This window comes from Novosphingobium sp. BL-S-21, assembly GCF_055521655.1.
The window spans coordinates 820,120-844,247 of sequence record NZ_CM145495.1 but is presented as its reverse complement, the minus strand read 5'-3'; the positions used below and the strand labels follow the sequence as shown (position 1 = coordinate 844,247).

Sequence of the window (24,128 nt, the reverse complement as noted above, 5' to 3'; positions counted from 1 at the left end):
CGCGTCCCTCCCTCGCTTCGTTCGCAGGCAAGTTAGGGCTCGCGCGATCAGGCTGTCCAATGCATATCAAGGCAACATTGCATGCATCATGGGAATACCGATGGACCTGCCGCGCCTGCGCCATATCGTTGCGGTCGCCCGTAACCAGAGCTTCTCGCGCGCGGCGGAGGAAGTGGGCATCACTCAGCCCGCGCTGAGCCGCAGCATCGCCGCCTTCGAGAAAAGGCACGGTGTCATGTTGTTCGATCGGGGGCGCGGCGGGGTCCATCCCACGGCTGCCGGACTGCATGTGATCGAACACGCGCAAAAGCTGCTTCACGCCGCGGGAGACCTGGAGCGCAGCCTTCGGCGCTATCCCGAAGGCAAGCCGGGACAAGTCGCCATCGGGCTTGGGCCGCTGATGGCCGGACTGTTCCTGCCGCACCTGGCCGGCTCTCTCCTGCATGCCTGGCCTGGAATCCGCATTCGCACCCTGGTGCGCGCGCCCGATCAACTCGTCACCGAACTGGTCAACGACCGGATCGAGATGATCCTCGGCAGCAACTGGAATCTCGGCCGCATCCCGAGCACAGGGATCGAGCGACTGGGCCGGATCGGCGTTGCCTTCATGGTGCGCGGCGGCCATCCCCTGTCTCGGCAAGGCCTGGTCACCAACGCCGATCTGGAGGATTATCCGGCCGCCAGTGCCGTCGAACTGCCAGATGGCCAGGGCGACCCGGCCGGAAGTTTCATCTGCGACAATTTTCACGTCCTGCGCGAAACGGTGCTGCGCAGCGATTGCGTCTGGATTTCCTCGCCTGCGTTCCTGGCCGATGATCTGCGCGAAGGGCGCATGGTCCAGTTGGAAGTCAGCGGATTCCCGCCCTCCCATAGCGAGGTCTGCCTGATTACGAAACGCAGCCGCACCCGTTCCCCGACAGTCACGGCCGTAGCGGAAAAAATCCGCACTCTCCTGGCGCAGGCGGAGGTATGATGTCGCTGCTCGCCTGTCCTGGTGCTAAGGCATGAGACCCGCGGCACGAAGCGCATCCTCGATCACTTTGCGCACGCCTGCCTCTCGGGTCCGGCCGCTCTGCCCGGATTCCGAGGGCGGGATCGGATGCAGGCGCCGGCCTTCATAAACCATCAGTCCGTTCATTTCGGCGGGTTCCGGAATTCGCGCCCTATCCGGAGAATGTTCGGCCGCCCTCGCTTCTTGGTGGTCATCGAGGAGTCCCCAAAAACTGCAGATCTGGTAGCTTGAGGAAACCCCCACTTCCAGCATGAAGGCCCCCGCCCGTCCGCACGCATCCTTGCCGGACGTCTTCAACGGGGTACCGTGCCCCATGCCGGCAATGCGATGATCCTCCATGACCGGGCGTCCGTGATGGTCCAGCCAGACACGGCGGGTATGGCTGCCCGTGGATTCGCTGAGATCCGGCGTCTCGCCGATATCGTGCAAGGCGCCCCATTGCCTCAGCAAGGCAGTGGCATTGAGGTCGGCTACCGTTGCATCCCCGCTGCCATGCCAGACCGAGAGCGTCGGCCACGGCCCAGTATGAGAGGTCGCCTCGCGGACCAGCATCTCCAACTCGCTCCGCTCGGGCATATTCTGGCCGCGCATGCGTTCGAGGGCCTGCGGCACACCATAGGCGCTCCCGTAAGGCAGACCGGCAACAACAGCGCCTCCCGCAAACACTTCGGGATAGGTCGCCAGCATGACCGCCGTCATGGCGCCGCCGGCAGAGAGGCCGGTCACATATATGCGGGCGGCGTCGATATTATGCCGGGCCACGACGGCCGCGATCATGTTTCTGATGGACTGCGCCTCGCCCGCACCGCGACGGCTGTCTTCTTTCGAAAACCAGTTGAAGCACAAGTTCGGATTGTTCGAAGCCTGCTGCTCGGGAAAAAGCAGAGCAAACCCATGCCTGTCGGCCATCTCGGACCATCCGGCACCCATATCGTAGCCCGCCGCGTTCTGGGTGCAGCCGTGGAGTACCACCACCAGCGCCGGATGCTTGGACATGGTGGGAGGGAGATAGAGGTGCGCGCGCAGGGCTCCAGGGTTCTCCCCGAACTGGCTCAGTTCCCGCAGGCGGCTATGGCCCTGAAATGCGCCAGGTGCCGCCCCTTTCCGCAAGGCGGCCAAGTGAGCGATGGTCTCCGATATCGTTGGCATGGCATATCCTTGCTGAAATGGGGCAGGCACAGGATAGGAGCGCTCCACCGTTTTGCTGCACTGCAACATCAAATGGTGACGAACGGGATTGTTGCAAGGTGAATCGGTTTTCAATTTTTGCCGAGCCGCTTTGAGCAGCCTGTCGCAAGCCTCACTCATGGCAACTCAAGGCCCAGCCCTGATGCACCTGCGATCAGGGAGCCTCAGCTTGTACGGGCCCGATTTCCGCGCGAAAGGCCCTCCGCCCGGCACCTCTCAGCGGCCGGCCAAGCCTCTCAGCTCCGCAACAAGCTGACGGCGGCCTTCCCTTCCAATCTAGAAAGCGAATGCCAGCTGGTCGGGATGCGGCATCCGCCGACGGGTTCCGCGCTCGCGAAAATTGTCCTGATCGACCGCGCCAAACACGACCTTGATCATGGTGAGTGCCCGCGAATTGATTTTTTCGGAGGCTTCCAGCCGGCGAACGGCGCGCGCAGGATCCCGATAGCCGATAGCCTTGCCAAGTTCGATTTCCGAAAGACCTCGGTTCTTGCGAGCTGCAGCCAGTTCGGCTCCGGTCATGAAAAACTCCCTGGTTTGATCGCAACGAGAAGCGAACCCGGCGGTTCTGGTCGGAACCGAAAAGGGTCGGGCTGCGCGCCGTAGCGGGCCAGAGTCCCGGATTCCAGTCCGGCACGGCACGCAATTCCGCAAATGCGCTCAGGTTATCAACAGCCTTGTCGTCAACCGGAATCCGCCTTGAGCGCAGCGACGATGAACCCGGCGGCAAGATGGCCCATCGAGCCAACATTGGAGTGATTGCCACCTCTGCGGGCGGCCATTTCGGCGCTGCGCGTCCCCTGCCCTGGCCAGGAAGTTGGACGCCCAACCCTCCAGCAAGCCCCGCGCAAGCCTCGCACCTGACCGCTGTCGTATCTCGATGACGCCTGACAGCCGGGTTGAGGCCCGCCGGGAGCCGGACCGGCCATCGATCCTGTGGAAAGCGAGTGCTCCATTAGCTGACGCCGCCCACAATCTCGCGTATCACGGCTTCATGGCCATCTTTTGCTTCATTGGACGGCATAAGCCATCACTTGTCTCGGTTTCTCGCGGCAAAGGTGACGGCTATCTTGCTCTATGCGACTCCTGCGGGGTACCGCTCGAACGATCTGCCCCAGGCGGATGGCATGCTGCGCGCCCCATGAAAGAGAGCCCGCTGGCAGCGACGCCTCCCGCTTAAGACGATACGCCCGCCACGATCGCCTGCATCAGCCGAGGGCATGTCTGCATAAGCCATTTGCTGAAGCGGCAGCCCAAGCTCGGTCAGCTGAGCGAATGCGGATCGTCCAGAACCTTGCGGAAATACACGACCCGCTCGGTCTCCTCGAAATCCAGCGCAGCATGCACCGCGTGGGACGCGCTGTTCTCAAGCAGGGCGTCGGAGGCAAGCTCGGCGCAGCCTCGCTGCCGGGCCCACTGCTCGACAGCGCTAACCAAGCCGCGAGCGATGCCGAGACGGCGGCTGTCCTCAGCGACGTACAGTCCTTCGAGGAACGCGACCGGCGAGGTATCGCAGCCATTTACGTAGTCGATGCGCAAAGCGGCTTCGGCAAACCCTATCAGTTCGCCGCGCGCACCCCGCGCGAGAAACCCGGCAAACAATTGCGGGCCTGACAGCATATCTGTAAGTTCTTCGCGGTGCTCGGTCGCAGTCCCGTCTGGCCAGAGTTCGGCCCGGAGCGGAGCCCACTCGTCGAGATCGCTTTCATCGCCAATCTCAATCCGCACGATCATCATTCGCGGTCTCACGGTCGGATTGGACAGCTGGCAAAGCAAGAGCGGCGCCGACCCAGCCGTCGGCGCCGCTCTCATGGGCCGGATCAGCCGTTCAGCTTGTCCTTGACCGCCTTGGCGACCGTGAAGGACAGCTTCTTCGAGGCCTTGATCGTCATCGCTTCGCCGGTCGCAGGATTGCGGCCTTCGCGCTCGGGGCTGTCCTTGACCTTGAACTTGCCAAAGCCATTCAGCGAGACTTCGTCGCCCTTGGCGGCCGCGTCGCCGATCGCTTCGAACACGGCGTCGACGATCTTGCGGGCATCGGCCTTGGTGAGGTCGTGAGCGGCGGCAATGGTGTCGGCGAGATCGCTGTTATTCATGATTGGTTCGTCCTGTCGAAATCTTCGGGTCTGCCGCGCTCCTCGAAATGCGGGTCACAGCGGCAGAACCAAGCATGGATCATTGCAGGGCGCCTGCAAAGCCGATCAATGGCCCCTACCCACACTCACGCACAGTTTGTCCACAGCCTGTGGATAGAGAAACGACAGAAACGAAAGCGCCTGCCGGGTTCCGCCACGAGTTCGTTCTTGAATTTCAGACGAATCGCTCCGCGCGGTGCGAGGATTTGGGCGTGCCAGTCCTTCGCGCCGCATCAGAACTTCGCGCCAAGTCTGGCATAATAGAAGCCGCCGCTGAGGCCGAAGGGCGCAAAGTTCCCGTACAGCCCCGATCCGTCTGCAGCGACAGTGCCGTTCCTGTCGGGGTATGCGTCGAAGAGGTTGTTGGCACCGACAGCGATGTCGAGATTGTCGCTGAGTTCATAGCCCACTTCAGCGTCGGCCACCCATTTGGCACCATAAGTGCGGTCCGAAGCCGCCACATTGCTGGACTCGGTGTACTTGCCATAGCGCGTCACGCGGGCCAGCGCCCGGAACTTGGCCAGGGACCAGGTGTTGGACAACACCACCTTGCTGCGGGGCAGGGCCGCAACGAGATCGCGCTGGGCCTGCCGGCCGAACAGGGTGACGTTCAGGTCACTGAGTTCCTCGGGATTGTCGATGACGTGGAGGATTTTCGTCTTGTTGTAGCTGTAGGCGGCGTTCAGGCGAAATGTGCCGAGCGAGGCGGTATCGAGCGTATATTCGCCGACAACGTCCACTCCGCGTGTGCGCGTATCGATCGCGTTGGTGAAGAACTGGGCGCTATCCACGTCATCGATGCCGTTTTCGACGAGGATGTCCTTGATCGCCGCCCCGCCGTTGGATGCCGTACCCAGGAATTCGGTTTTCACGATACGGTCGTCGATACGGATTTGATAGCCATCGATCGTCAGGCGAAACGGGCCCGTCTCATAAGTCACGCCCGCCGTGAAATTGAGAGACTTCTCCGGCTTCAGCGGCTTTGCCCCCAGTGCGATCGCTGCTGCGCTGTTCACCGGCAGGAATTTCGACACGGTCGACACGCGCTCGTCACCGATCACCGTGACGGTGTTCTGCGTGGTCGAGAACGCCGTCTGCGCCAGCGACGGCGCGCGGAAGCCGGTGTTGACGCCGCCGCGCAGCGCGAGTCCCTTCGCCAGCTCGATGCGGGTGGATGCCTTGGCGCTGAAGGTATTGCCCGCGCTGTCGGAATAATGTTCGAACCGGCCGGCGACGCCGACAAACCAGCCCGGCATCACATCGGCGGAAACGTCCGCATAGGCCGCCAGGTTGTTGCGGCTTATGCTTGTCGCGTCGGCCGGCGATGTGCCGGTGAAGGAAACGAGTCCCGGCGAGGGCGAACGGCCACCATAGAGCTGGCCGAATGGCGTGTTATCCAAGGGGATCACGTAGCCGCCGTCCCTGTAGGAATCGGGCTCTCCTGCGATGTTCTGAAAACGCTCCCAGCGCTGCTCCGCACCCAGGGAGAGGCTTAACGGCCCGGCGAGACCGAGATCCAGCTCGCGGCTGAGGTCAAGATTGCTCACCCACAGGTCCTGCTTCTGGCGGCCCATGAAAAAGCTGCTCTTGCTGTCCGGCCCCAGCGAGGGATTGAGCGTGTTCTCGGCGCCCAGCTTCACGTTGTCGCGTCCATAGCTGGTCGACAGGTCCAGCGACCACTCCGCAAACTGGGTGCGCAGTCCCACGGCCGTCTGCCAGTCCCATTCCCAGATGCGGCGGTAGGCCTGGAAGCCAGCAGGATAGAGCTGGGGCAAGACCGAGGCGCCGGAACTGTTGGCGAGACCGTTATACCCGGTCGCTGCAGCGAAGTATGCGCCGCGGGCATCCTTGATGTTGCGGTAACTCAGGGTCGAGAACGAGTAGAGCGAGGTATCCTCGCCGACCGGCAATTCCGCATTGTAACTGGTGTCGACGATCTTGTCGCGATTGGAGCGGCCGTAGCCGCCGGCGATGAGATGGTCCGCATCGGCCTCCCTCGGATCGGGCTGGCCGTTCACCAGGGGATAGACATAAGGGATGGGCTCGGCCGAGGAATCGGCGCGGTCGTGATATTTCGCCTCTATGGAGAACCGCGCGAAGCCGCCGTCGCCCAGCGGCGCGCCGTAGGAGCCCGCGACTTGCGCCAAGGCGCCGCCTTTCTCGTAAAGCTGCCCGCCGGTCACTGACAGTTCGCCGCCGTGCGGAGAATTGTCGAGGATGATGTTAATGACGCCGGAAATCGCGTCGGATCCATATTGCGCGGCGGCACCGTCCCGCAGGACTTCGATCCTGCCGACCGCGCTGGTCGGGATCAGGTCGATGTCGACCGGCGTCGATCCGCCCGAGATGCGCGAGAGATTGTTGATCAGCGATGTCGTATGCCGCCGCTTGCCATTGACGAGCACGAGCACATAGTCACCCGAAAGCCCCCGGATCGAGATCGGCCGGACACTGGCCGAGGTCCCGCCGCCGCCCAGCGCGGGCATGCTCAACGAGGGGATGATGTTGCCGAGTATCTCCTTGAGACCGGTGCGCCCGGTATTCTTCAGTTCCTGCGGGCTGATCACGTCGATCGGCACGGGGCTGTCCGCCACCGAACGCTGGATCCGGCCGCGCGCGCCGGTAACGACGATAGCGCCGGCATCTGCCTCCGCTGCAGTGCTGGCGGCGGCATCGGCAACCTCTTCTGCTCTGGCAGGAGAAACGGCGATTATTGAAACACTCGCAAGGAAACCGGCAATTACAGTATTTTTCACTTAAGCCCCCAAATTAATAAGCACGAGAGCTTATTCCCATCACCGTCATGAATATTTAAATTGAATTCCCTCAATTCAATTTCATTTCTTCTTATCTCAGATGTGATCCGCGAACGCTTCGTCGATCGGCCGCACAGTCTTGACCTCTCCGAAGCGGCGGAAAGTATCGAGCACGACTTGCTGATCGGAGATCACGCCGGCGTCGATCGGTACACGCAGACGCACATTCTTTGCCGCCGTCGCGCGCGCGATGTCCGGCGGCAGCCCGGTTTCCTTGGCAAGGACCACGCCATATTGATCGACATGGTTCCGGGCCCACTGCAGGGCCTTTGCCTCGCGCGCGAGGAAATCGCTCAGCTGCGCACGCTTGCGCTCGATGGCGCTTTCAGGCGCAACGTCGAAGCCGTAGCCCTGGACGAAGTCCCTGCCGTCGACGACGATGCGATCGCCCTCGGCCTGCGCCGCCGCGACATAGGGCATCCAGGTGGACCAGGCATCCACCGCACCGGTCTGGAGCGCGGCGCGGGAATCGCTGGGGGACAGGAACGCCAGCTCGACGTCGCCCGGACCGTAGCCCGAAGCCATCAGCGATCGCAGCACCAGGTAGTGCCCGACGCTGCCGCGCGTCGTGGCGATCCGCTTTCCTTTCAGGCCCTTGCCGTCGCGGACAGGCGAACGCGCCGACACCAGGATGGAAAGCGCGCCGTCGATACGGCTTTGTGTACGCTGCGCGCTCACGGCCTTGATCGGGCTCCCGGCCTGATAAGCGAACTGGAACGGGGCATCGCCGACCAATCCGAGATCGACCGCACTGCTGCCAAGCGCTTCAAGAAGATTCTGCGCCGCCGGGAATTCGGACCATTCGACTTCGTAGGAGACGCCATCGAGCGCACCGGAAGCCAGCATGAGCGATTTCGTCCCGCCCTTCTGGCTGCCTACCCGCAGCACGTCCGTATTCGCGCTGCCGCCCCGGCCGCAAGCGGCCAGGGCGGCAGTCGTGGCAAGTCCTGCAAGCAGGCCGCGTCTATCGATCATAGTTCAGAGATCCGTCCAGAGCGGCTCGTCCGCGATCAGGATGCGATGCAGCTCGCGCGGGAAGTCGCCGTAGTTGCGCACGGCGAAGTGCACTGTGGCACGATTGTCCCAGAACGCGACCGTGCCCGGGCGCCAGGAGAACCGCGCCTGAAGGTCCGGGCGCTTGTACTGGCGAAGCACTTCTTCCAGCAGTTCGCGGCTCTCCGACAGTTCCAGGCCGAGTATCTGCGGTTGCTGCGAGAAGTTGACCCAAAGGATCTTCTCTCCGGTCTCGCGATGCGTGCGCACGATCTTGTGCGCGACGATGGGGTATTCGTGGCCCGAAAGCTCCAGCGCGGGCACGAAGTTGTGCGTGACGTGCCTGCCTTCCAGGCGCTGCTTCAGTTCCGGCGCGAGGGTCTCGTATGCCAGGTTCGCGTCCACCCAGATCGTGTCGCCGCCCACGTCAGGCAGGTTCACATCGCGCAGCACCGCGCCCCAGGTCGGCACGAGCCGCCAACTCGTATCGGTGTGATAGGCCTCCCCGGCCCTGAGCTTGTAGCCGAGCTTCTTCTCGTATTCCCGGTCCTCCCGCGCGGCGATGGCGTGGACTTCCTTGTTCGCCGCATCGTGGCGCGTGGTGGGATGGGTGTAGAGCGGGCCGAAGTTCGCTGCGAAGGCTGCCTGCTGGGCGTCGTCGATGGACTGGTCTCGGAAGAACAGGACTTTCCACTTGAGAAGCGCGGCGCGGATGGAAGAGCGCAGCTCGTCAGTCAGGGGTTTGGAAAGGTCCACCCCCTCCACTTCGGCGCCGATGGTCGGCTGCACGGGGCGGATGACGAGGTCAGTGCTCGAAACGTCGAAAGTGGAAGCGGTGCTGGCCATGAATCTTCTCCTTTGCTTTCGTGTCAGGCGGCGTCGCGGCGCAGGCGCGCAGCGGTGTGGCGGTTGACGGGAACGTCCAGCCCCAGCGTTTCGCGCAAGGTGCTGCCGGGGTAGTCGCGCTTGTAGATCCCGCGCGCCTGCAGGATCGGCACCACTTGATCGACGAAGACCTCAAGCTGGCCGGGCAACGATTCGAACAGGTTGAAGCCATCCGATCCGCGCTGGTCGAGCCAGAGCTGGAAGCGGTCCGCGATCTGCTCGGGAGTGCCGGTGAAGTGGCTGCGCGGGGTGGCGACGCGCAGGGCAATCTCGCCCAGCGTCAGCCCGCGGGCGGCATCGGCCAGCACGCGCTCGGACGCGCTCTGGTTGCTCCTGCGCCCTTCTTCCGCGACTTGCTGCGGGAACGGGCCGTCAGGATCGTAGACGCTGAAATTGTGGTCGTTGAACGAACGGCCCAGCGCCCGAAGCGCGTTCTCCAGACTGACGAGGCCCGCCAGTTCGCCGTAGAGCCGCTCGGCCTCTTGCTCGGTCGAACCCACCACGGGCCGGCCGCCGGGAAGCACCAGAAGCTGCTCTGGATCACGGCCGAAGCCGCGCGCCCGCGCCTTGACGTCGGCGTAGAAGGCCTGTCCCTCGGCAAGGTCCTCCTGGTGAGTGAATATCGCCTCGGCATGGCGGGCGGCGAAATTGCGGCCGTCTTCCGAGGAGCCCGCCTGGAAGATCACCGGCTGCCCCTGCGGCGAGCGCGAGATGTTGAGCGGGCCTTTTACGGAGAGAAATTCGCCCTTGTGGTTCAGTTCGTGGAGCTTGGCGGGATCGAGGAACTGTCCGCTGGCTTTGTCACGGACGAGCGCATCGTCTTCCCAGCTGTCCCAGAGGCCCTTGACGACGTCGAGGTATTCCTCGGCGAGGCGATAGCGCACGTCATGGTCGAGGTGCTTGTCGCGTCCGAAGTTGGCCGCGCTCCCTTCCAGCCACGAGGTGACCACGTTCCAACCGGCCCGGCCGCCGCTGATATGGTCGAGCGAAGCGAATTGGCGGGCGAGGTTGTAGGCCTCGGTATAGCTGACCGTGGCCGTGCCCACGAGGCCGATGCGTTCGGTCACCGCCGCCACCGCCGAGAGGATCGTCAGCGGTTCGAACCGGTTGAGATAGTGCGGAGAAGAACGCGCGTTGATCGAGACGCTATCGGCCACGAAGAGGTAGTCGAACTTTCCGCGCTCGGCGAGTTGCGCCTGCCGGGTATAGAACGACAGGCTGGTGCTGGCATCGACCTCGGCGTCCGGGTGGCGCCAGTCGTCCCAACCGGGACCGACGCCGTGCAGGATGAAGCCGAGTTTGAGTTGTCGGGTGGTCATGTCTTTCCTCCTTCTGCGTGGTGTCAGGCTATCCGGGTGGGCCGGGACGAACCAACGCGGATGGCTGATAGGAAGGTGAGTATTTCCAAAGCGCCGGAGGCCGGATTCAGCTTGCCAGCGCGACCTTGTCCGCTCCCTCACGCGCGGCGAGTTTGGCGCGGACCAGCGGGATCAGGTCGCGGCCATAGTCGATGGCGTCTGCCAGCGGTTCAAAGCCCCGGATCAGGAAGTGGTCGATGCCGATGTCGTAATATTCGAGCAGCGCATCCGCGACCTGCTCGGGCGTGCCGACAAGGCCCGTGCTATTGCCTGCCGCGCCGGTGAGCGCAGCCACGCCGGTCCAGAGGCGGGTGTCACGGCGCTGGGTCTGGGAGGTTTCGAGCAGGCGCAGCGATCCGGCATTGGGCGGTCGATGACCGCTGGTCGGCAAGCCCGCCGCCTCGCGCTGGGCGCGGACTTTCTCGGTGATCTCGTCGGCTTTCTTCCACGCCGCTTCCTCGGTATCGGCGATGACCGGACGCAAGGAGAGCGAGAAGCCGGGGTTGCGGCCATGCTGCGCGGCGGCATGGCGCACGGCGCGCACGGCTTCGCCCACTTGCTCCAGCGTTTCGCCCCAGAGAGCGTAGACATCGGCATGGCGCCCCGCGACTTCGATCGCTTCGGGCGAGGAGCCGCCGAAGAACACCGGCAGGTTATCGGGCTTCACGGCGCTGAAGCCGCCGCGCACGTCGTAGAACCGGCCCGAATGGTCGAACGGCGCCTGCTCGCTCCATTCGCGCTTGAGCACATCCAGATATTCGTCGCTGCGCAAGTATCGCTCGGCCTTGAGCGTATGCCCGTCACCGTCGCGCGCCATCTCCTCATCGGCGCCGCCGGTGATGATGTGCACGGCAACGCGGCCGCCCGAGAGCTGGTCCAGCGTCGCCAACTGGCGCGCGGCGAGCGTCGGCTGAGTGAAGCCCGGCCGATGCGCGACCAGGAAACCGAGACGCGTGGTGATCGCGGCGGCATGGGCCGCAACGATCTGGCTCTCCGGCGAACTGGAGCCGAACGGGATCAGCACCCGGTCGAACCCTCCCGCTTCCTGCGCGCGGGCAGCCGCCTCCACATAGTCCCGGTCGAGCGCCCGCGAGCGCGCGCCGCCGTGGATCTCCGAACTGTCGTTGAAGCCGATATAGCCGATGAACTTGACGGTCATGATGCAATTCTCCCTGAGGTGTGGGATCAGATGACGAAGAAGCCGTGAGTGCCGTCGCGCTCCAATTGGGCGACAAGGCCGTATTCCCAGTCGAGATAGGCCTGCATGGCGGTCTCGCGGTTATCAGTGCCTTCGTAAGGCCGCTTGTAGCGGCCATGCGCCCCGCGCGGCGCCGGGGCGCCGTCGCCTCCGGTTTCCAGCGGACCGTCGAAGGCGTCAGCCAGCACCAGCACCTCCCAGCCGAGCTGGGCAAGCCACGAAGCGGTCATGTCTGCCCGCGAGCCGAGGTCGTCGGCCAGCACGATGCGCGCGCCGCGCACGGGGGCGAAATGATCGGTTTCCTGCACCAACTGCCCGCCCGGCGCATTGCGGAACCCCGCGGGATGACCGGCCGCAAATTCGGCAGGCTGGCGCACGTCGAAGCGATAGAGAGTGCGATCGTCGTGGGCGAGCAAAGCCCTGAGGTCCGCGCCGTCGATCCGGCGCACCCCGGCGCGGTAGGCCACGTCACGGGCCCGCTTGCGGGCAAGGTCCTGTCCGCCCTCTTCGCCCTTGTCGACATTTTCCTGCCGCCCGGTTTCCAACGTCTGCCCGGCCAGTGTCCAGCCGATCGTACCGTTGCGCAGGGCGAAGATGCGGTTCGGCAGGCCTGCGTTGATAAGCGACTGGGTGCCGATGATGCTGCGCGTGCGCCCGGCGCAGTTGACGATGATCGTCGTATCCGGATCCGGCGCGGCAACGGGCGCTCGCAGTACGAGTTCCGCGCCCGGCACGCTGCGGCCGCCCGGAATGCTCATGGTCGCATATTCCTCGAACCGGCGGGCGTCGAGAATGGCGATATCGGCCTTTTCCTCGATCAGCGCGAGCACGTCCGGCGCTGGAAGCGAGGGTGTCTGGCGGCGGTGCTCGACCAACTCCCCGAAGGCCTTCGAGTAGCTGTTGACGTCCTCGAACAGTTCATAGCCCGCTGCACGCCAACCGGGCAGTCCGCCTGCCAGCAGGTCGACCTGCCTATAACCGAGCGCGAGGAACTGGTGCAGCGCCGGTTCGGCAAGCCCCTCCCCGTCGTCATAGACCACGATAGGGGTATCCTTGCGCGGGATGCGCCAGGGCGCTTCCAGAGCGATGCGTTGCAGCGGAATCTGCGCCGCGAAAAGCGGGTGGCCGAGCGCGAACTGAGCCTCCTGCCGTACATCGATGAGCGCTATCTCACGGCGGCCCAGCAAGGCGCTTCGGACTTCGGCGGGAGAAACGCTCATGCCCGGATCACTCCATTCCAGAGGTTGGGCAGAACGTCGTTCGCATAGCCCGAGATGAAAGGGCGTTCCTCGCCGCTGTCGCGGTACGTCGCGCGCTCGACGGCGCCAATATTGCCCCCGTAGACGTGGATCGAAATCGAGGTTCGGTCGGCAAAGGCATTGGCCACGCGGTGAATGTCGCCGACGTGGGGATCGATCCCTTCCACTTCGCCTTCGCGAAGGTCTCCGGTCCCGCCTTGCTGAACGAGCGAGCCATCCCCGCGGCGCCGGTAGTTCTGCACGCGCTCCGCTCCGCGCAGCACGCCGACGAGTCCCCAGACGCGGTGATCGTGGATCGGGGTCGCCTGGCCCGGCCCCCAGACGAAGGACACCACGCTGAAACGCTCGGCGCTGTCGCAGTGCAGGAGGTATTGCTGATAGCGCTCGGGATGCGGGCGGGCGAAGGCATCGGGCAGCCAATCGTCGCGCGAGATCAGGCGGGCGAGCAGGTCGCCGCCGTCTGCAAGGATGTCCGCCTGTCCGGCGCCGCTGTCGATCAAGGCAGCGAAGCCCCTCACGAAGCGGCGCAGCGGCGCCATATCGTTCGCAGGGATGACGAGAGAAACCGGCGCGTTCATGCCAGGCCCCCGGCATGAAGCGCGATGATCTCGGCCGGCGAGGGACCTTCGGCTACGTGCCCGCCAAGCGCGCTCAGTAGGCGGCTGCGCAGCCCTCGCGCGACATGGGCGCGCTCTCCGCGGGGCGCTTCGATCCGCTCCTGCGTGACGATGCGGCCCTGGTCCAGGAGGACGATCCGGTCGGCCAGCGCGATCGCCTCGTCCACATCGTGCGTGACCATCATCACCGCCGGCCGGTGCCGCGTCCAGAGCGCGAGCACGAGTTCGTGCATCCGCAGCCGGGTCAGAGCGTCCAGCGCCGCGAAAGGCTCGTCCAGCAGCAGCAGGCTCGGTTCGCGAACCAGGGCGCGGGCCAGCGCAACCCGCTGCGCCTCGCCGCCGGAAAGGGTCAGCGGCCAGGCATCGAGCCGGTGCTCTAGGCCCACCTCGCGCAAGGCGTCCTCAGCCCGCCGGCGCACGTCGCCCTGCCGAAGCCCCAACGCGACATTGCGCCAGACCTTCTTCCACGGCAGCAGCCGCGCATCCTGGAACACCACCGCGCGCGAGTCTGGAACCGTGACATCCTGCCCGGTCGTCGGATCGAGCCCGGCCAGAGTGCGCAGCAACGTGGTCTTGCCCGAGCCGGACCGGCCAAGCAAGGTCACGAATTCCCCCGGTGCGATGTCGAGGTTCAACCCCGCAATGACAGTGTCATCGCCGAAGCTGCGACTGAAGTCCCGCAGGCGGACGACCGGCGGCGTCATGTAGAATTCGGGCGCTGTTGCGCGGTGCGGACCGATCTTACGGGCGTCCATGGCTGGGTTCTCCGGATAAGGTGCGGATCTGGGCGTCATTGCGAGACGATGCTGGGGCGCCACACCAGGGCGCGGTTTTCCACGGCGCGCACCAGGGCGTCGGCGGCAAGACCAAGCACCGCGTAGACCATCAGGCAGACCACGATGATGTCGGTCTGCATGAAGTCGCGTGCATTGTTGATGAGATAGCCGAGACCGGCCGAAGCGTTGATCTGTTCGGCAACGACCAGCACGAGGATGGCGACCGACAGGGAATAGCGCAGCCCGACCAGCAGCGAGGGAAGCGCGCCGGGCAGAATGACATGCCAGATCTGCTCGGCACGGCTCAAGCCGAAGCTGCGCGCACCCTCCAGAAGCCGCACGTCCACGCTGCGGATGCCGCTATACAGATTGAGATAGACCGGAAAGATCGCTGCGAAGGCGATCAGGGCGATCTTGGGCGTTTCGCCTATCCCGAACCAGACGATGAACAGGGGTGTCAGCGCCAGCGTCGGGATCGTGCGCTTGATCTGCATGATCGGATCGACCGCGACCTCTCCTTGCCGCGACAGCCCGGCGACCAGCGCCAGCACGACGCCAATGCTGATCCCGATCGCGAGTCCGATCGCCACACGCAGGAACGAGACCCAGAGGTTGTTCGAAAGCTCCCCGGAGAGCGCCATGTCCAGCATGGTCGACAGCACTGTCGATGGCGCCGCCAGAGTGCGTTCGGGAATGAGGCCGCACCGCGATCCCAGCTCCCACAGCAGCAGGAACAGCAAGGGTGACAGCCAGCGTGCGCTGCGCAGCTTTTGGGCCAGCGCTCCGAACGAGAGGATGCGGGAGGATGGGTGGGCACTCATTGGTGTCTTCTCGGATATGGCATCCGCGGAAGAGACATCGCATTGTCTACTAATTCAATTGAGTTTTGACGAAAGGCCTATCAGCCGCGCTCATAACGCAGGGAAACCGCGGATTTTCGTAGCTGAATCGTGCAGCAAGCGGGGTGAATGCCGCCCGCCGCTTCCTGAGCAGCCACACAAGCATTGCCATCAGCGGGACAAACTCTACTAATTTGGTTGAGATAGCGCGCGCCGCTAGGTTCGCGTCGATGCCCTCTCTGAACGAGTGATTCTCACATGCCTGTAAATCTGCCGACCAACCTGCTGCGCAGCTTCGTGACGATCGTCGATACGGGCTCGATGCTCAACGCAGCGGAACGGGTCTTCGTGAGCCAATCCGCACTGAGCCTGCAGATCAAGCGTCTGGAGGAGCTGCTCCAGCAGGCCCTGTTCCACCGCGACGGCCGCCGGCTCACGCTGACCCCTTCGGGTGAGCTGATGCTGGAATATGCCCGCAAGGTGCTGAACATTCATGACGAGGCCGTCGCCGCCGTAACCGCGGGCCATTTCACCGGGCCTGCGAGAATCGGCATGGTCCAGGATTTCGCCGAGATGCTGCTGTCCGGGCTTCTGGCCCGCTTCGCCGAATTGCATCCCGAGGCGCAGCTCTATTCGCGGATCGCCGGAACCGCGGAATTGCTGGGCCAGCTTGAACGTCGTCAGTTGGATATCGTGCTGGGCTTTGCCGCGGCGAGCGATCCGGGCGCCATCGCCAGTGCGCCCATGGCCTGGTACGGCAATCCCGATCTTGCCCGGAAAACCGTGGTGCAGCTCGCCGTGCTGGAGCCGCCCTGCCGCTTTCGCGAAGCGGCGATCCATGCTCTGGAGGAAGCCGGGCGGCCCTACCGGATATCTGTGGAGACGCCCAACCTCACTGCCTTGCGCGCGGCTGTCGATGCCGGGCTCGGAGTGACCTGCCGCACGCATCTGTTCCTGCGTGACGCGCCGCTGGAAGATGGAGACTTGCCCGCCCTTCCCAACGTTTCATGCATTCTCCAGACCGCGCCGAACCTGGACGGCCCGACAAGCCAGCTGGCCAGCCTGGCGCGCGAAGTCGTGGCCGCGCTGTAGACCGCCAAGCCCTTATTGAAAATTATCAAGGGTGCGACTGCGCTTCTTGTTATCGCCGCCGCGGCGCCCCGCCTAGCCTTGCCCCCGGACATCCATCCGGAGGGAAAGAATGACGAAGAGCCTCAAGGATCGTTTCACCGAGCTTCAGGCCGAGCGCGCACGGACATGGAGCGCCGAGCAGCTCGAGCGAAACGCTGCGCAGCGCCGCGAACTGGCCAGACGTCACGCCCCCGCGACATTGCCGCGCGCGGGTGACGTGATCGCGCCTTTCCGGCTCATCGACCAGGATGGAGGGGAACTCACCCGCGACCAGCTTCTCGCAGAGGGACCGGCGGTGCTGGTGTTCTTCCGCTTCGGCGGCTGCCCGGCCTGCAATATCGCCCTGCCCTATTACAACGAAACGCTATGGCCCGCGCTTCGCGAGCAAGGCGTTCCACTCGTTGCCGTCAGCGCGCAGATCCCGGTCGATCGGGCGCTGATCGAGCGCCACCAGCTTGGCTTCACCGTCGCCAGCGACCCCGGCTATGCACTGGCGAGAGACCTCGGCATCACGTTCCTGCCCGAAGAACAGCCTGAAGTCGCGCCCGGCCAGGAATGGATAGGCTCGACACTCGGCACGTTCAGTTACGAAATCGACCAGCCTGCCGTCCTGGTGCTTGGCAAGGACGCGAAGGTCCTGTTCTTCGAAGCGAGCCCGGATTGGCTGCAACGCACTGACAGCGAAACGATCCTGAGCGCCCTGGCAAGCCAGGGAGCAAGACTCGGGCACTTCGGCGAACCGCTTGATGTGCAGTCATCCTTATAGAAAGCGCGCCGGGGCCAGCGAATGGCGAACTTGAACACAGACGCATATTCCGACTCTGCCTGCGTTGCTGCCCTTGCCTGTTATGCGCTCACGGTGGCCGCTGCGGTCCCAAGGATGATCTCCGTCATCGCTCACGCCCGGTCAGCCCTTCCGCTACAAGACCGCCATTGGCGCCGATTTGTTCGGAGCGCCTTCGCGCGCTCCCTCATCGGTCGGAAATCTGGCGTCGATTCCTCCGTGAACACCTTCCGCTTTTGGGGAAGGCGCTGGCGGCCAATTAGGCAGGGAAAGGCGGCGGGTCCTAGGGCAAATCCGAGCGCCCCTCCGCCATCACCCTTCTTCAGCACACCTCGCATCAAGGCAGCCTTGCGGAGAGTGCCTCTCCCCGCAAGAACGGGGCCGTTACTGCCCGACGCCGCGCAAGGGGCCGGTGCCGTTGAACTTGCCCGCCTGATAGTCGCGGATGGCCTCGCCGATTTCCGCCTGGGTGTTCATGACGAAGGGACCATGGGCCACCACCGGTTCGCGGATCGGGTCGGCGTGGCCGAACAGGAGTACCGCATCGCTTTGCGCCTCGATCGAGAGGGTGTCGCCATCATCTCTCACGGTGACGAGATGCCAGGCGTTCACGGCCTCGCCGCTGACCGAGACGCTTCCAGATACGACGTAAAGAAAGACGCTCCGCTCTTTGGGAGCCGGCAGGTCGATCCGCGCGCCGGCGGTCAGACGCACGGTCGACATGAACACGCCGGTGAGCGACGGGATCGGCCCGGCGAGGTCCCCATACGTGCCCGCTATCAGGCTCAGGCTACCCTGCCCTTCGGCGATCGGGATCGCGGGAATGCCGTCGGCCTGAACGCCGGTGTAGCGCGGAGGTGACATCTTCAGATGCGACGGGAGATTGACCCAGAGCTGGAGGATTTCCAGGGCACCGCCCGCTTGTTTGAAACTGGGCGGCGACACTTCCGCGTGGATCAGGCCGGAGCCTGCCGTCATCCATTGCACGCCGCCCGCTTCGATGATGCTTTCATGGCCGCCCGTGTCGTGGTGGGCGAGATTGCCTTCGAGAATGAAGGTCACCGTCTCGAAGCCGCGGTGCGGATGCGGACCGAAAGGCAGGCCGTTGTTTCCGGGCTGATAGACCTGCGGGCCATGATGATTGAGGAAAAGGAACGGATCGACCTGATCGAGGCCCAGTCCCGGCACCGGCCGCCGGGTGACGAGGTCAGCGATATCGTCGCGGCGGGCGGGATGGATGCCGGCAACGGAACGGCTGGTCATGGGAATTCCTTTTTGGAAAGCACGCGGCGCAAAGCGCTGGTCTTGCTTCGTGAGGTCCGAACGCGGTTCTGATGCTCCGGATAGCAGGAGGACCCGTGATGGCAATCCATTGCAGCTTGATGGCAGGGTCAGGCGGTATGGCGGGGACCGTTCGCCCCATCATTCGAACGGCCTGTCGCCCCTGTCATGACCGCGTTATGTCTCAACGGCCAGCGCGGTTCGGTGTGTCCCGAAGGAGGTCCGATGCTCCCCCGCGTCCTGATACCGTCTGCCCTCCTGCTGCTGGCTTCTGGCCCGGCCGCCGCCGCGCAGTCCGAACCGGCCACCCGCTTTCACCGGGACCCCGCGCTCCTTGCCGAGAAGGAGGCGAAGATCGTCGCCCTGTTCGGGCAGAAATCGCCGCAGGCCGGGGCGGAACTGGAGAAGCTGTTCCGGGAAGACATCATCGCCAAGGTCCGGCCCGCCTATGGGAAACTCGGCTTCGATATCGAAGACGTGGTGGATCTCGTCTCCGCTTACTGGATGGTCGCCTGGCTGGCCGCAAACGGCATTGTCGATGACAGCCTCCCCGATCGCGAGACAGCGCAGGCAGTGCGGGCGCAGATGCGCACGGTGATGCTCGCCAATCCCGGTTTCGCCGCCCTGGACGCCCGCGGGCGGCAGGATATCGGAGACACCATGCTGCTCCAGGCGCTGCTTGCCGAAATCCAGATGCAGGCCGCAGCCACGCAGGGCGCCGCGATGAAACGGCAGGTGAGTGACGCCGTCCAGGCGCAGGCCGCCGCTCTGCTCAAGGTGGACATGCGCCGCATGTCGCTGACGGCGAAGGGCTTCGCCGGACAAGGCGCACCATCGGCAGCGGGAACGCCCCGCCGCCCCCTGCCCGGACACCCGTGCGGGCGTCAGGGATGTATGCCACGAGCAAAGCTGCCGGCCTGTATTTTCGCGCGATTTCGGGCGGCGGCGGGGTCGACTGGGAGCCGCTCGCATTCTTCGGCAACGGCGAGTACTGGGATATCGGCGCCACGCCGCTCGACGAGTTGAACGTCGCAGAGTCCAAGGCGCGCGAGCCGCACCGCTGGGGGCGTTGGCAGCAGGCAGGCGGAGGCTTTCGTCTGACCGGCAGCGACGGCCATTCGAACGACTACACGCTTCCCTCCGGCAACTTCTTTCCGGCCTTCTCCAGCGCACAGGGCGGCGCGACACTCTCCGGTGCCTATTCACGCACCAGTTCCAGCGGGCTGCAAGGCGGCGGAACGACAGTGACACTGTTCGTCGACAAGATCCGCTTCACGCCGGACGGTCAGTTCGTGGAGGGGTCCAACATGGGCGCGATGGGCAGCGGCGTTTACGCCGGGCGCAAGACTGGTGGCAGCGGGCGTTACCGGCTGTCCGGCACCACGCTGGAACTCACATATGCCGACGGGCGGGTAAAGCGGACGAGCTTCGCTTACGGCGCGACCGGGCGGCCTGCACACCCTTCGAAGGACATGGTCTTCATCGGCGGCGATACTTTCGTCACGGACTAGGCCGGCAAGGCGCACCCGCCATGCGAATGCCTTGCAACCGCTGCAAGGATTCCTGCGAAAGTGGCTCTTGCGGCTGGTCGGCGGCTTGGATTAGAGCCATGCCATGCTGATCGAAACCCAGGCTTGCGCAACCGGCTACCAGCGTGACGGCAAGCCCCCGCATGTCGTGGCCGCGCATGGTCCCGCCGCGAATGCTGCCGAGATTTCCCTATGATCGTTCGCCCCAAACCGGGCCTTTGGGATGTCGCTTTTGCTATCAGGGGATCGATCCTTCCCCGTATCGTCGGCAGGTTGGTGACGATCGCTGCCGTCAGCTGCCTGGCCGTCATGGCCGCCGGACAGCGGCAGGACCTGTTTTCCCGGATCGGCACCACGCCTTTCACGCTGATCGGCATCGCGCTTTCGATCTTCATGAGCTTTCGCAACAATGCCTGCTACGATCGCTGGTGGGAGGGGCGCAAGCTCTGGGGCTCGCTCGTGATCGCCGGCCGCTCACTTGCGCGCCGCGTCGTCACTCTCGAACATGCCGATCAACGCAAGTTGCTGATCGGCATGTGCGGCTTTACGGCGGGCCTTGCAGCCCGGCTGCGCGGAAGCGGGGAAACGGAAGAAATCGCCAGGCGCTGCGGGAGCGGGCCATGGGACGATGCCGTCAATCCCAGTGACAGCCTGCTTCGCGAACTGGGCCGTCACGGCCTGGAACTGGCGAGGGAGGGACGGGTTGGCGCGATCCACCATTCGCTCATCGAGGAACAGCTTCACCTGCTGGCGCAAGTCCAGGCCGGCTGCGAGCGCATTGCCCTCACCCCCGTTCCCTTCAGCTATTCGCTGCTGCTGCACCGCACCGCATATATATTCTGCCTGGCGCTGCCCTTCGCGCTGGCCGGTTCGCTGGGTTGGTGGACACTCCTTCCGGTCCTGCTGGTGAGCTACACCTTCTTCGGACTGGATGCGCTGGGCGATCAGCTCGAGGACCCCTTCGGCCTCGAACCCAACGACCTCCCGCTCGACGCCATGGTGCGCACCGTCGAGCGCGAGATGCTGTCGGCCCTGGGAATGACCGACCTGCCCGATCCGGTCTCCCCGGCGAACTACGTGCTGCGCTGATCGCCGGGCAGGGTTGCACCGCTTTCAGCCCGCTTTTCGCGCGAGTGCAGGCCGGCGATCGTTGCCGGCCTGCCCTGCTTTCCGGTTTGCGCGATCGGTCAGAGCTTGACGCGTGCCATCCCTGCTTCGTTGTAGCGCGGGCCGGCCGTTCGGCCGCTGGGTGCCGCAGCCTCGATCACGGCCAGATCCTCGGCAGTGAGCGTCACGTCGGGGGCTCCCGCGCTGTCGCGCAGAGTTTCGCTGCGCTTGAACCCAGGGATCGGGACGATATCGTCCCCTTGCGCCAGCAACCACGCCAGCGCGACCTGGGCATTGGAGACACCGTGCCGCTGGGCCACCGAGCGAACCGCATCGACGATCGCAAGGTTCTTCGGCATGTTCTCGGGCGAGTAGCGCGGATCGTTTCGCCGCCAATCGCCCGCCGGAAGATCGTCCAGGCTGCGAATGCCGCCGGCCAGGAAACCCCGCCCCAGCGGGCTGTAAGGCACGAAGCCGACGCCGTTCTCACGGCAGGCATCGAGGATCTCCCCTTCCACATCGCGCTCCCAGATCGAGTATTCGCTCTGCAGCGCTGCAATCGGATGCACCCTGGCGGCCCGGCGCACCGTATCGGCCGCCGCTTCGGACAGGCCGATGTGGCGCACCTTCCCCTCCTTCACCAGTTCGGCCATGCCGCCGATGGTCTCCTCGATGGGGACGTTCGGATCGACGCGGTGCTGGTAGAACAAGTCAATGGTGTCGATGCCCAGGCGCTTCAGCGATCCCTCGCAGGCGCGCCGCGCGTTTTCGGGGCTGCCATCGACGTGGGTCGGCGTATCGCCATCCCAGCGCATGGCGAACTTGGTGGCGATGACCAGCCCTTCGCGCCTGCCCTTGATGGCAGCGCCGACCAATTCCTCGTTGCGGAACGGCCCATACATCTCGGCCGTGTCGAAGAACGTGATGCCAAGGTCGATCGCCTCGTGGATGGTGCGGGTCGAAACCGCGTCATCGGCGAGGCCATAGTTGATGTTGCCTTCGCGGATCATCGGCATGCAGCCGACACCGATCGCGGATACCTTCAGGCCTTGGCCAAGAGTGCGGTACTTCATGTTGTCGTCTCCTCTGTTCGGGCCCGGCGTCAGAAACGCTCGCCGACCATCTCTTCGCTTTTCGCCCAGAGCGCCTTCGCGTTGTCCGGATCGAGCGCATAAGGCTGCACGCCGCCGCGCAGGCCTTCGCTCTCCTGGACTTCCGCGACCCGGCAGTCCTCGCAGTAGCGCCCACCGATCTGCGATGGTTCGGCCACCACCGCCGACCAGAGCGTGGTGGCCGCGCCTTGCGGTATCGACTTGTAGACCAGCGCAGAGGCGCCCGCCGCTTCCAGGCTCGCGCCGATCGAGGCGACGAGCGCCTCCTTTTCGTCCTGCGTCATGTGGCGGGACAGCTCCGTATCCCAGATCACACCCGGATGGACGGCCGCGGCGCGTATGCCCCTGTCGCGATGCCGCCTGTCGAACTCCACGGCGAAGAGGATGTTCGCCGTCTTCGAGCGTCCGTAGCCGAGCCAGGGATCGTAGTCGCCGCGCTCGAAGTTCGGGTCCTCCAGGTCGACGTTGCCATAGCGGTGCCCGGCCGAGGACAGGTTCACCAGCCTGCCCCCTTCGCGCAGCAAGGGAGCGATGCGGTTCACGAGCACGAAATGGCCCAGGTGATTGGTGCCGAACTGGGTCTCGAACCCATCCGCGGTCTGCCCGAAAGGAGGCGCCATCACGCCCGCGTTGGCGATGACGATGTCGAACGGCTGTCCCGCCTCATTCAGGCCGTCCGCACAGGCGCGCACGCTCGCAAGGGATGCCAGATCCAGTTCGACCAGGCTGAAGCTGCCGCCGCCGGTCTCGGCTGCCGCACGCACCTGCTGGGTCGCCCGCTCGGCCTTGGCCAGATCGCGCACCGCGCCGACCACTTCGGCACCGTGGGCCACCAGCGCGCGGCAGGTCTCTATGCCGATGCCGGCAGAAGCGCCCGTCACGAGCACGCGCTTGCCGCGAAGGTCGATCCCGCCAAGCACCTCGTCGGCGGTCGAAGTCTCTCCGAAAGGATGGGTCATGATTGTCTCCGGTTCGTGGCGCTCACCACTTGAGACGGTGAGGCCAGGAGGCGGATATAGGGCGCGGCCCCTTGCCCAGGGTGCCCGATCGTCTCAACGCCTTGCCCAATCCTATCAGCGCGGTTGCATCACCCCGCAGGCAGCCCGATAATGACGTTCATGCAGGACACGCTCAATCGCATGTGCCGGCGCGTGGAGCGCCATATTCCCGGGCCCTCCCGCGATATGCCCGCAGACATGCCGGTGCCGCGCCTTCGCGTTCACATGGCATGCGAAGCCGGGGGAACGATCAGCAGCCGGTATGAACCGATGATCTGCCTGGTCCTGCGCGGCGCCAAGCAAGTGACCATCGGCAATCGCGTGCTGCGCTACGATGCCGCAACCTGCTTCGTGACGTCGGTTGAGGTCGCCGCCGTCGGTTGCGTGACCGAGGCATCGCGCGAGCGCCCCTATATCGTCACGACCCTTGCACTCAACCGCGAAGTCCTGGCCGAGCTGCTTGCCGAACTGCCGCGCTCGTCCGGGCCATCGGAACCGGCGGGTCCGCTGGCGGGCTTCGGCGTGGCACCCGTGACCCGCGAAATCCTGGATGCCTGGGAGCAGCTTCTGGCCCTTCTTGACAGTCCGGCCGACATCCCGATCCTCGGTCCGGCCCGCGAACGCGAGGTGCTCTACCGCCTGCTCCAGAGCGGCCATGGCGGAATGCTGCGCCAGATCGGGCGCGAGGACAGCCGCCTCTCGCGCACGCGCCGCGCAATCGAATGCATTCGTCGCAATTTCGACCAGCCGCTGCGCACCGAAGCGCTCGCCGAAATTGCCGGGATGAGCGTTCCTTCGTTTCACCGACACTTCAAGGCCGCCACGGGCATGAGCCCGTTGCAATATCAGAAGAGCTTGCGCCTCCAGACCGCCCGGCGCCTGCTCACGGCCAGCCCGGACGCCGCGCGCGCGGCATTCGCCGTCGGCTACGAGAGCGCCTCGCAGTTCAGCCGCGAATATGCCCGCCAGTTCGGCTCGCCGCCGACGCGGGACGCCGCCCGGATGCGCGAGGCGACCTCCGAGCGGTTCGATCTGACGTGATTTCCAGCCTCGGCGTGACAGCAAGCTTGGCCGCTCTCCGAACGGTTGCCTGCTCGCTCGCCGCGCTTT

The 24,128-nt window shown here is 64.8% G+C and carries 23 protein-coding genes; 6 read left to right on the top strand and 17 right to left on the bottom strand.

What is annotated here, in order from left to right; genetic code table 11:
- Positions 1-88 precede the first annotated feature (88 nt).
- The gene (locus ACZ1J6_RS03275) at positions 89-973 is read left to right on the top strand and encodes a LysR family transcriptional regulator (protein ID WP_431567485.1); all 885 of its coding nucleotides are present in this window, start codon (positions 89-91) and stop codon (positions 971-973) included.
- A 24-nt stretch (positions 974-997) separates the two neighbouring features.
- Here ACZ1J6_RS03275 and ACZ1J6_RS03270 read toward each other — a convergent pair whose 3' ends face one another.
- From ACZ1J6_RS03270 to ACZ1J6_RS03210, 13 genes are all read right to left on the bottom strand, one after another.
- On the bottom strand, positions 998-2,320 hold the full coding sequence (locus tag ACZ1J6_RS03270) for an extracellular catalytic domain type 1 short-chain-length polyhydroxyalkanoate depolymerase (RefSeq protein WP_431567486.1): 1,323 nt from the start codon (positions 2,318-2,320) through the stop codon (positions 998-1,000).
- A 156-nt stretch (positions 2,321-2,476) separates the two neighbouring features.
- Positions 2,477-2,722 (bottom strand): hypothetical protein, encoded by a 246-nt coding sequence (locus tag ACZ1J6_RS03265; RefSeq protein ID WP_431567487.1) that lies wholly within the window; start codon positions 2,720-2,722, stop codon positions 2,477-2,479.
- 741 nt (positions 2,723-3,463) lie between these two features.
- On the bottom strand, positions 3,464-3,934 hold the full coding sequence (gene aac(6'), locus ACZ1J6_RS03260) for an aminoglycoside 6'-N-acetyltransferase (protein WP_431567488.1): 471 nt from the start codon (positions 3,932-3,934) through the stop codon (positions 3,464-3,466).
- A gap of 86 nt (positions 3,935-4,020) precedes the next feature.
- Positions 4,021-4,296, bottom strand: a complete 276-nt coding sequence (locus tag ACZ1J6_RS03255) for an HU family DNA-binding protein (RefSeq protein WP_132266543.1) — start codon at positions 4,294-4,296, stop codon at positions 4,021-4,023.
- Between the two features lie 272 nt (positions 4,297-4,568).
- A complete protein-coding gene (locus tag ACZ1J6_RS03250; RefSeq protein WP_431567489.1) occupies positions 4,569-7,091 on the bottom strand; it encodes a TonB-dependent receptor plug domain-containing protein in 2,523 nt (840 codons plus the stop codon).
- 96 nt (positions 7,092-7,187) lie between these two features.
- Complete coding sequence (locus ACZ1J6_RS03245) at positions 7,188-8,126, bottom strand: ABC transporter substrate-binding protein (RefSeq protein ID WP_431567490.1); 939 nt, start codon at positions 8,124-8,126, stop codon at positions 7,188-7,190.
- Between the two features lie 3 nt (positions 8,127-8,129).
- Complete coding sequence (locus tag ACZ1J6_RS03240) at positions 8,130-8,990, bottom strand: TauD/TfdA dioxygenase family protein (protein ID WP_431567491.1); 861 nt, start codon at positions 8,988-8,990, stop codon at positions 8,130-8,132.
- Between the two features lie 23 nt (positions 8,991-9,013).
- The gene (locus ACZ1J6_RS03235; protein ID WP_431567492.1) at positions 9,014-10,348 is read right to left on the bottom strand and encodes an LLM class flavin-dependent oxidoreductase; all 1,335 of its coding nucleotides are present in this window, start codon (positions 10,346-10,348) and stop codon (positions 9,014-9,016) included.
- 106 nt (positions 10,349-10,454) lie between these two features.
- A complete protein-coding gene (locus tag ACZ1J6_RS03230) occupies positions 10,455-11,546 on the bottom strand; it encodes an LLM class flavin-dependent oxidoreductase (protein ID WP_431567493.1) in 1,092 nt (363 codons plus the stop codon).
- Between the two features lie 26 nt (positions 11,547-11,572).
- A complete protein-coding gene (locus ACZ1J6_RS03225) occupies positions 11,573-12,805 on the bottom strand; it encodes a rhodanese-like domain-containing protein (RefSeq protein ID WP_431567494.1) in 1,233 nt (410 codons plus the stop codon).
- The gene (locus ACZ1J6_RS03220) at positions 12,802-13,422 is read right to left on the bottom strand and encodes a cysteine dioxygenase family protein (RefSeq protein WP_431567495.1); all 621 of its coding nucleotides are present in this window, start codon (positions 13,420-13,422) and stop codon (positions 12,802-12,804) included. The genes ACZ1J6_RS03225 and ACZ1J6_RS03220 overlap by 4 nt, the downstream gene beginning before the upstream one ends.
- Positions 13,419-14,216, bottom strand: a complete 798-nt coding sequence (locus ACZ1J6_RS03215; protein WP_431567496.1) for an ABC transporter ATP-binding protein — start codon at positions 14,214-14,216, stop codon at positions 13,419-13,421. Before ACZ1J6_RS03215 ends, ACZ1J6_RS03220 begins: the two co-directional genes overlap by 4 nt.
- A gap of 35 nt (positions 14,217-14,251) precedes the next feature.
- Positions 14,252-15,058 carry an ABC transporter permease gene (locus tag ACZ1J6_RS03210; protein ID WP_465127395.1) on the bottom strand — a complete coding sequence of 269 codons (807 nt, stop codon included), beginning with the start codon at positions 15,056-15,058 and terminating at the stop codon, positions 14,252-14,254.
- A gap of 276 nt (positions 15,059-15,334) precedes the next feature.
- Between ACZ1J6_RS03210 and ACZ1J6_RS03205 the strand changes: the two genes are divergently transcribed.
- Both ACZ1J6_RS03205 and ACZ1J6_RS03200 read left to right on the top strand, forming a co-directional pair.
- The gene (locus ACZ1J6_RS03205; RefSeq protein ID WP_132266573.1) at positions 15,335-16,168 is read left to right on the top strand and encodes a LysR substrate-binding domain-containing protein; all 834 of its coding nucleotides are present in this window, start codon (positions 15,335-15,337) and stop codon (positions 16,166-16,168) included.
- 109 nt (positions 16,169-16,277) lie between these two features.
- Positions 16,278-16,973 carry a peroxiredoxin-like family protein gene (locus ACZ1J6_RS03200; protein WP_431567498.1) on the top strand — a complete coding sequence of 232 codons (696 nt, stop codon included), beginning with the start codon at positions 16,278-16,280 and terminating at the stop codon, positions 16,971-16,973.
- Between the two features lie 402 nt (positions 16,974-17,375).
- Here the strand turns inward: ACZ1J6_RS03200 and ACZ1J6_RS03195 are convergent, their stop codons facing one another.
- Entirely contained in the window at positions 17,376-18,254 is an 879-nt protein-coding gene (locus ACZ1J6_RS03195) for a pirin family protein (RefSeq protein WP_431567499.1), read from the bottom strand.
- A gap of 195 nt (positions 18,255-18,449) precedes the next feature.
- The gene (locus tag ACZ1J6_RS03190; protein WP_465127394.1) at positions 18,450-19,097 is read right to left on the bottom strand and encodes a hypothetical protein; all 648 of its coding nucleotides are present in this window, start codon (positions 19,095-19,097) and stop codon (positions 18,450-18,452) included.
- A 65-nt stretch (positions 19,098-19,162) separates the two neighbouring features.
- On the opposite strand from ACZ1J6_RS03190, the gene ACZ1J6_RS03185 reads away from it, so the two are divergent.
- Both ACZ1J6_RS03185 and ACZ1J6_RS03180 read left to right on the top strand, forming a co-directional pair.
- Positions 19,163-19,783 (top strand): hypothetical protein, encoded by a 621-nt coding sequence (locus tag ACZ1J6_RS03185; RefSeq protein WP_465127393.1) that lies wholly within the window; start codon positions 19,163-19,165, stop codon positions 19,781-19,783.
- A 210-nt stretch (positions 19,784-19,993) separates the two neighbouring features.
- Positions 19,994-20,890: a bestrophin family protein gene (locus tag ACZ1J6_RS03180; RefSeq protein ID WP_431567502.1), complete on the top strand. Its 897-nt coding sequence runs from the start codon at positions 19,994-19,996 to the stop codon at positions 20,888-20,890.
- A 98-nt stretch (positions 20,891-20,988) separates the two neighbouring features.
- Here ACZ1J6_RS03180 and ACZ1J6_RS03175 read toward each other — a convergent pair whose 3' ends face one another.
- Positions 20,989-21,981, bottom strand: a complete 993-nt coding sequence (locus tag ACZ1J6_RS03175) for an aldo/keto reductase (protein WP_134094453.1) — start codon at positions 21,979-21,981, stop codon at positions 20,989-20,991.
- Positions 21,982-22,010: 29 nt separating this feature from the next.
- Positions 22,011-22,979 (bottom strand): SDR family NAD(P)-dependent oxidoreductase, encoded by a 969-nt coding sequence (locus ACZ1J6_RS03170; protein ID WP_431567503.1) that lies wholly within the window; start codon positions 22,977-22,979, stop codon positions 22,011-22,013.
- A gap of 150 nt (positions 22,980-23,129) precedes the next feature.
- Here ACZ1J6_RS03170 and ACZ1J6_RS03165 point away from each other — a divergent pair, with 150 nt between their 5' ends.
- On the top strand, positions 23,130-24,059 hold the full coding sequence (locus ACZ1J6_RS03165; protein WP_243654257.1) for an AraC family transcriptional regulator: 930 nt from the start codon (positions 23,130-23,132) through the stop codon (positions 24,057-24,059).
- Positions 24,060-24,128: the final 69 nt, after the last annotated feature.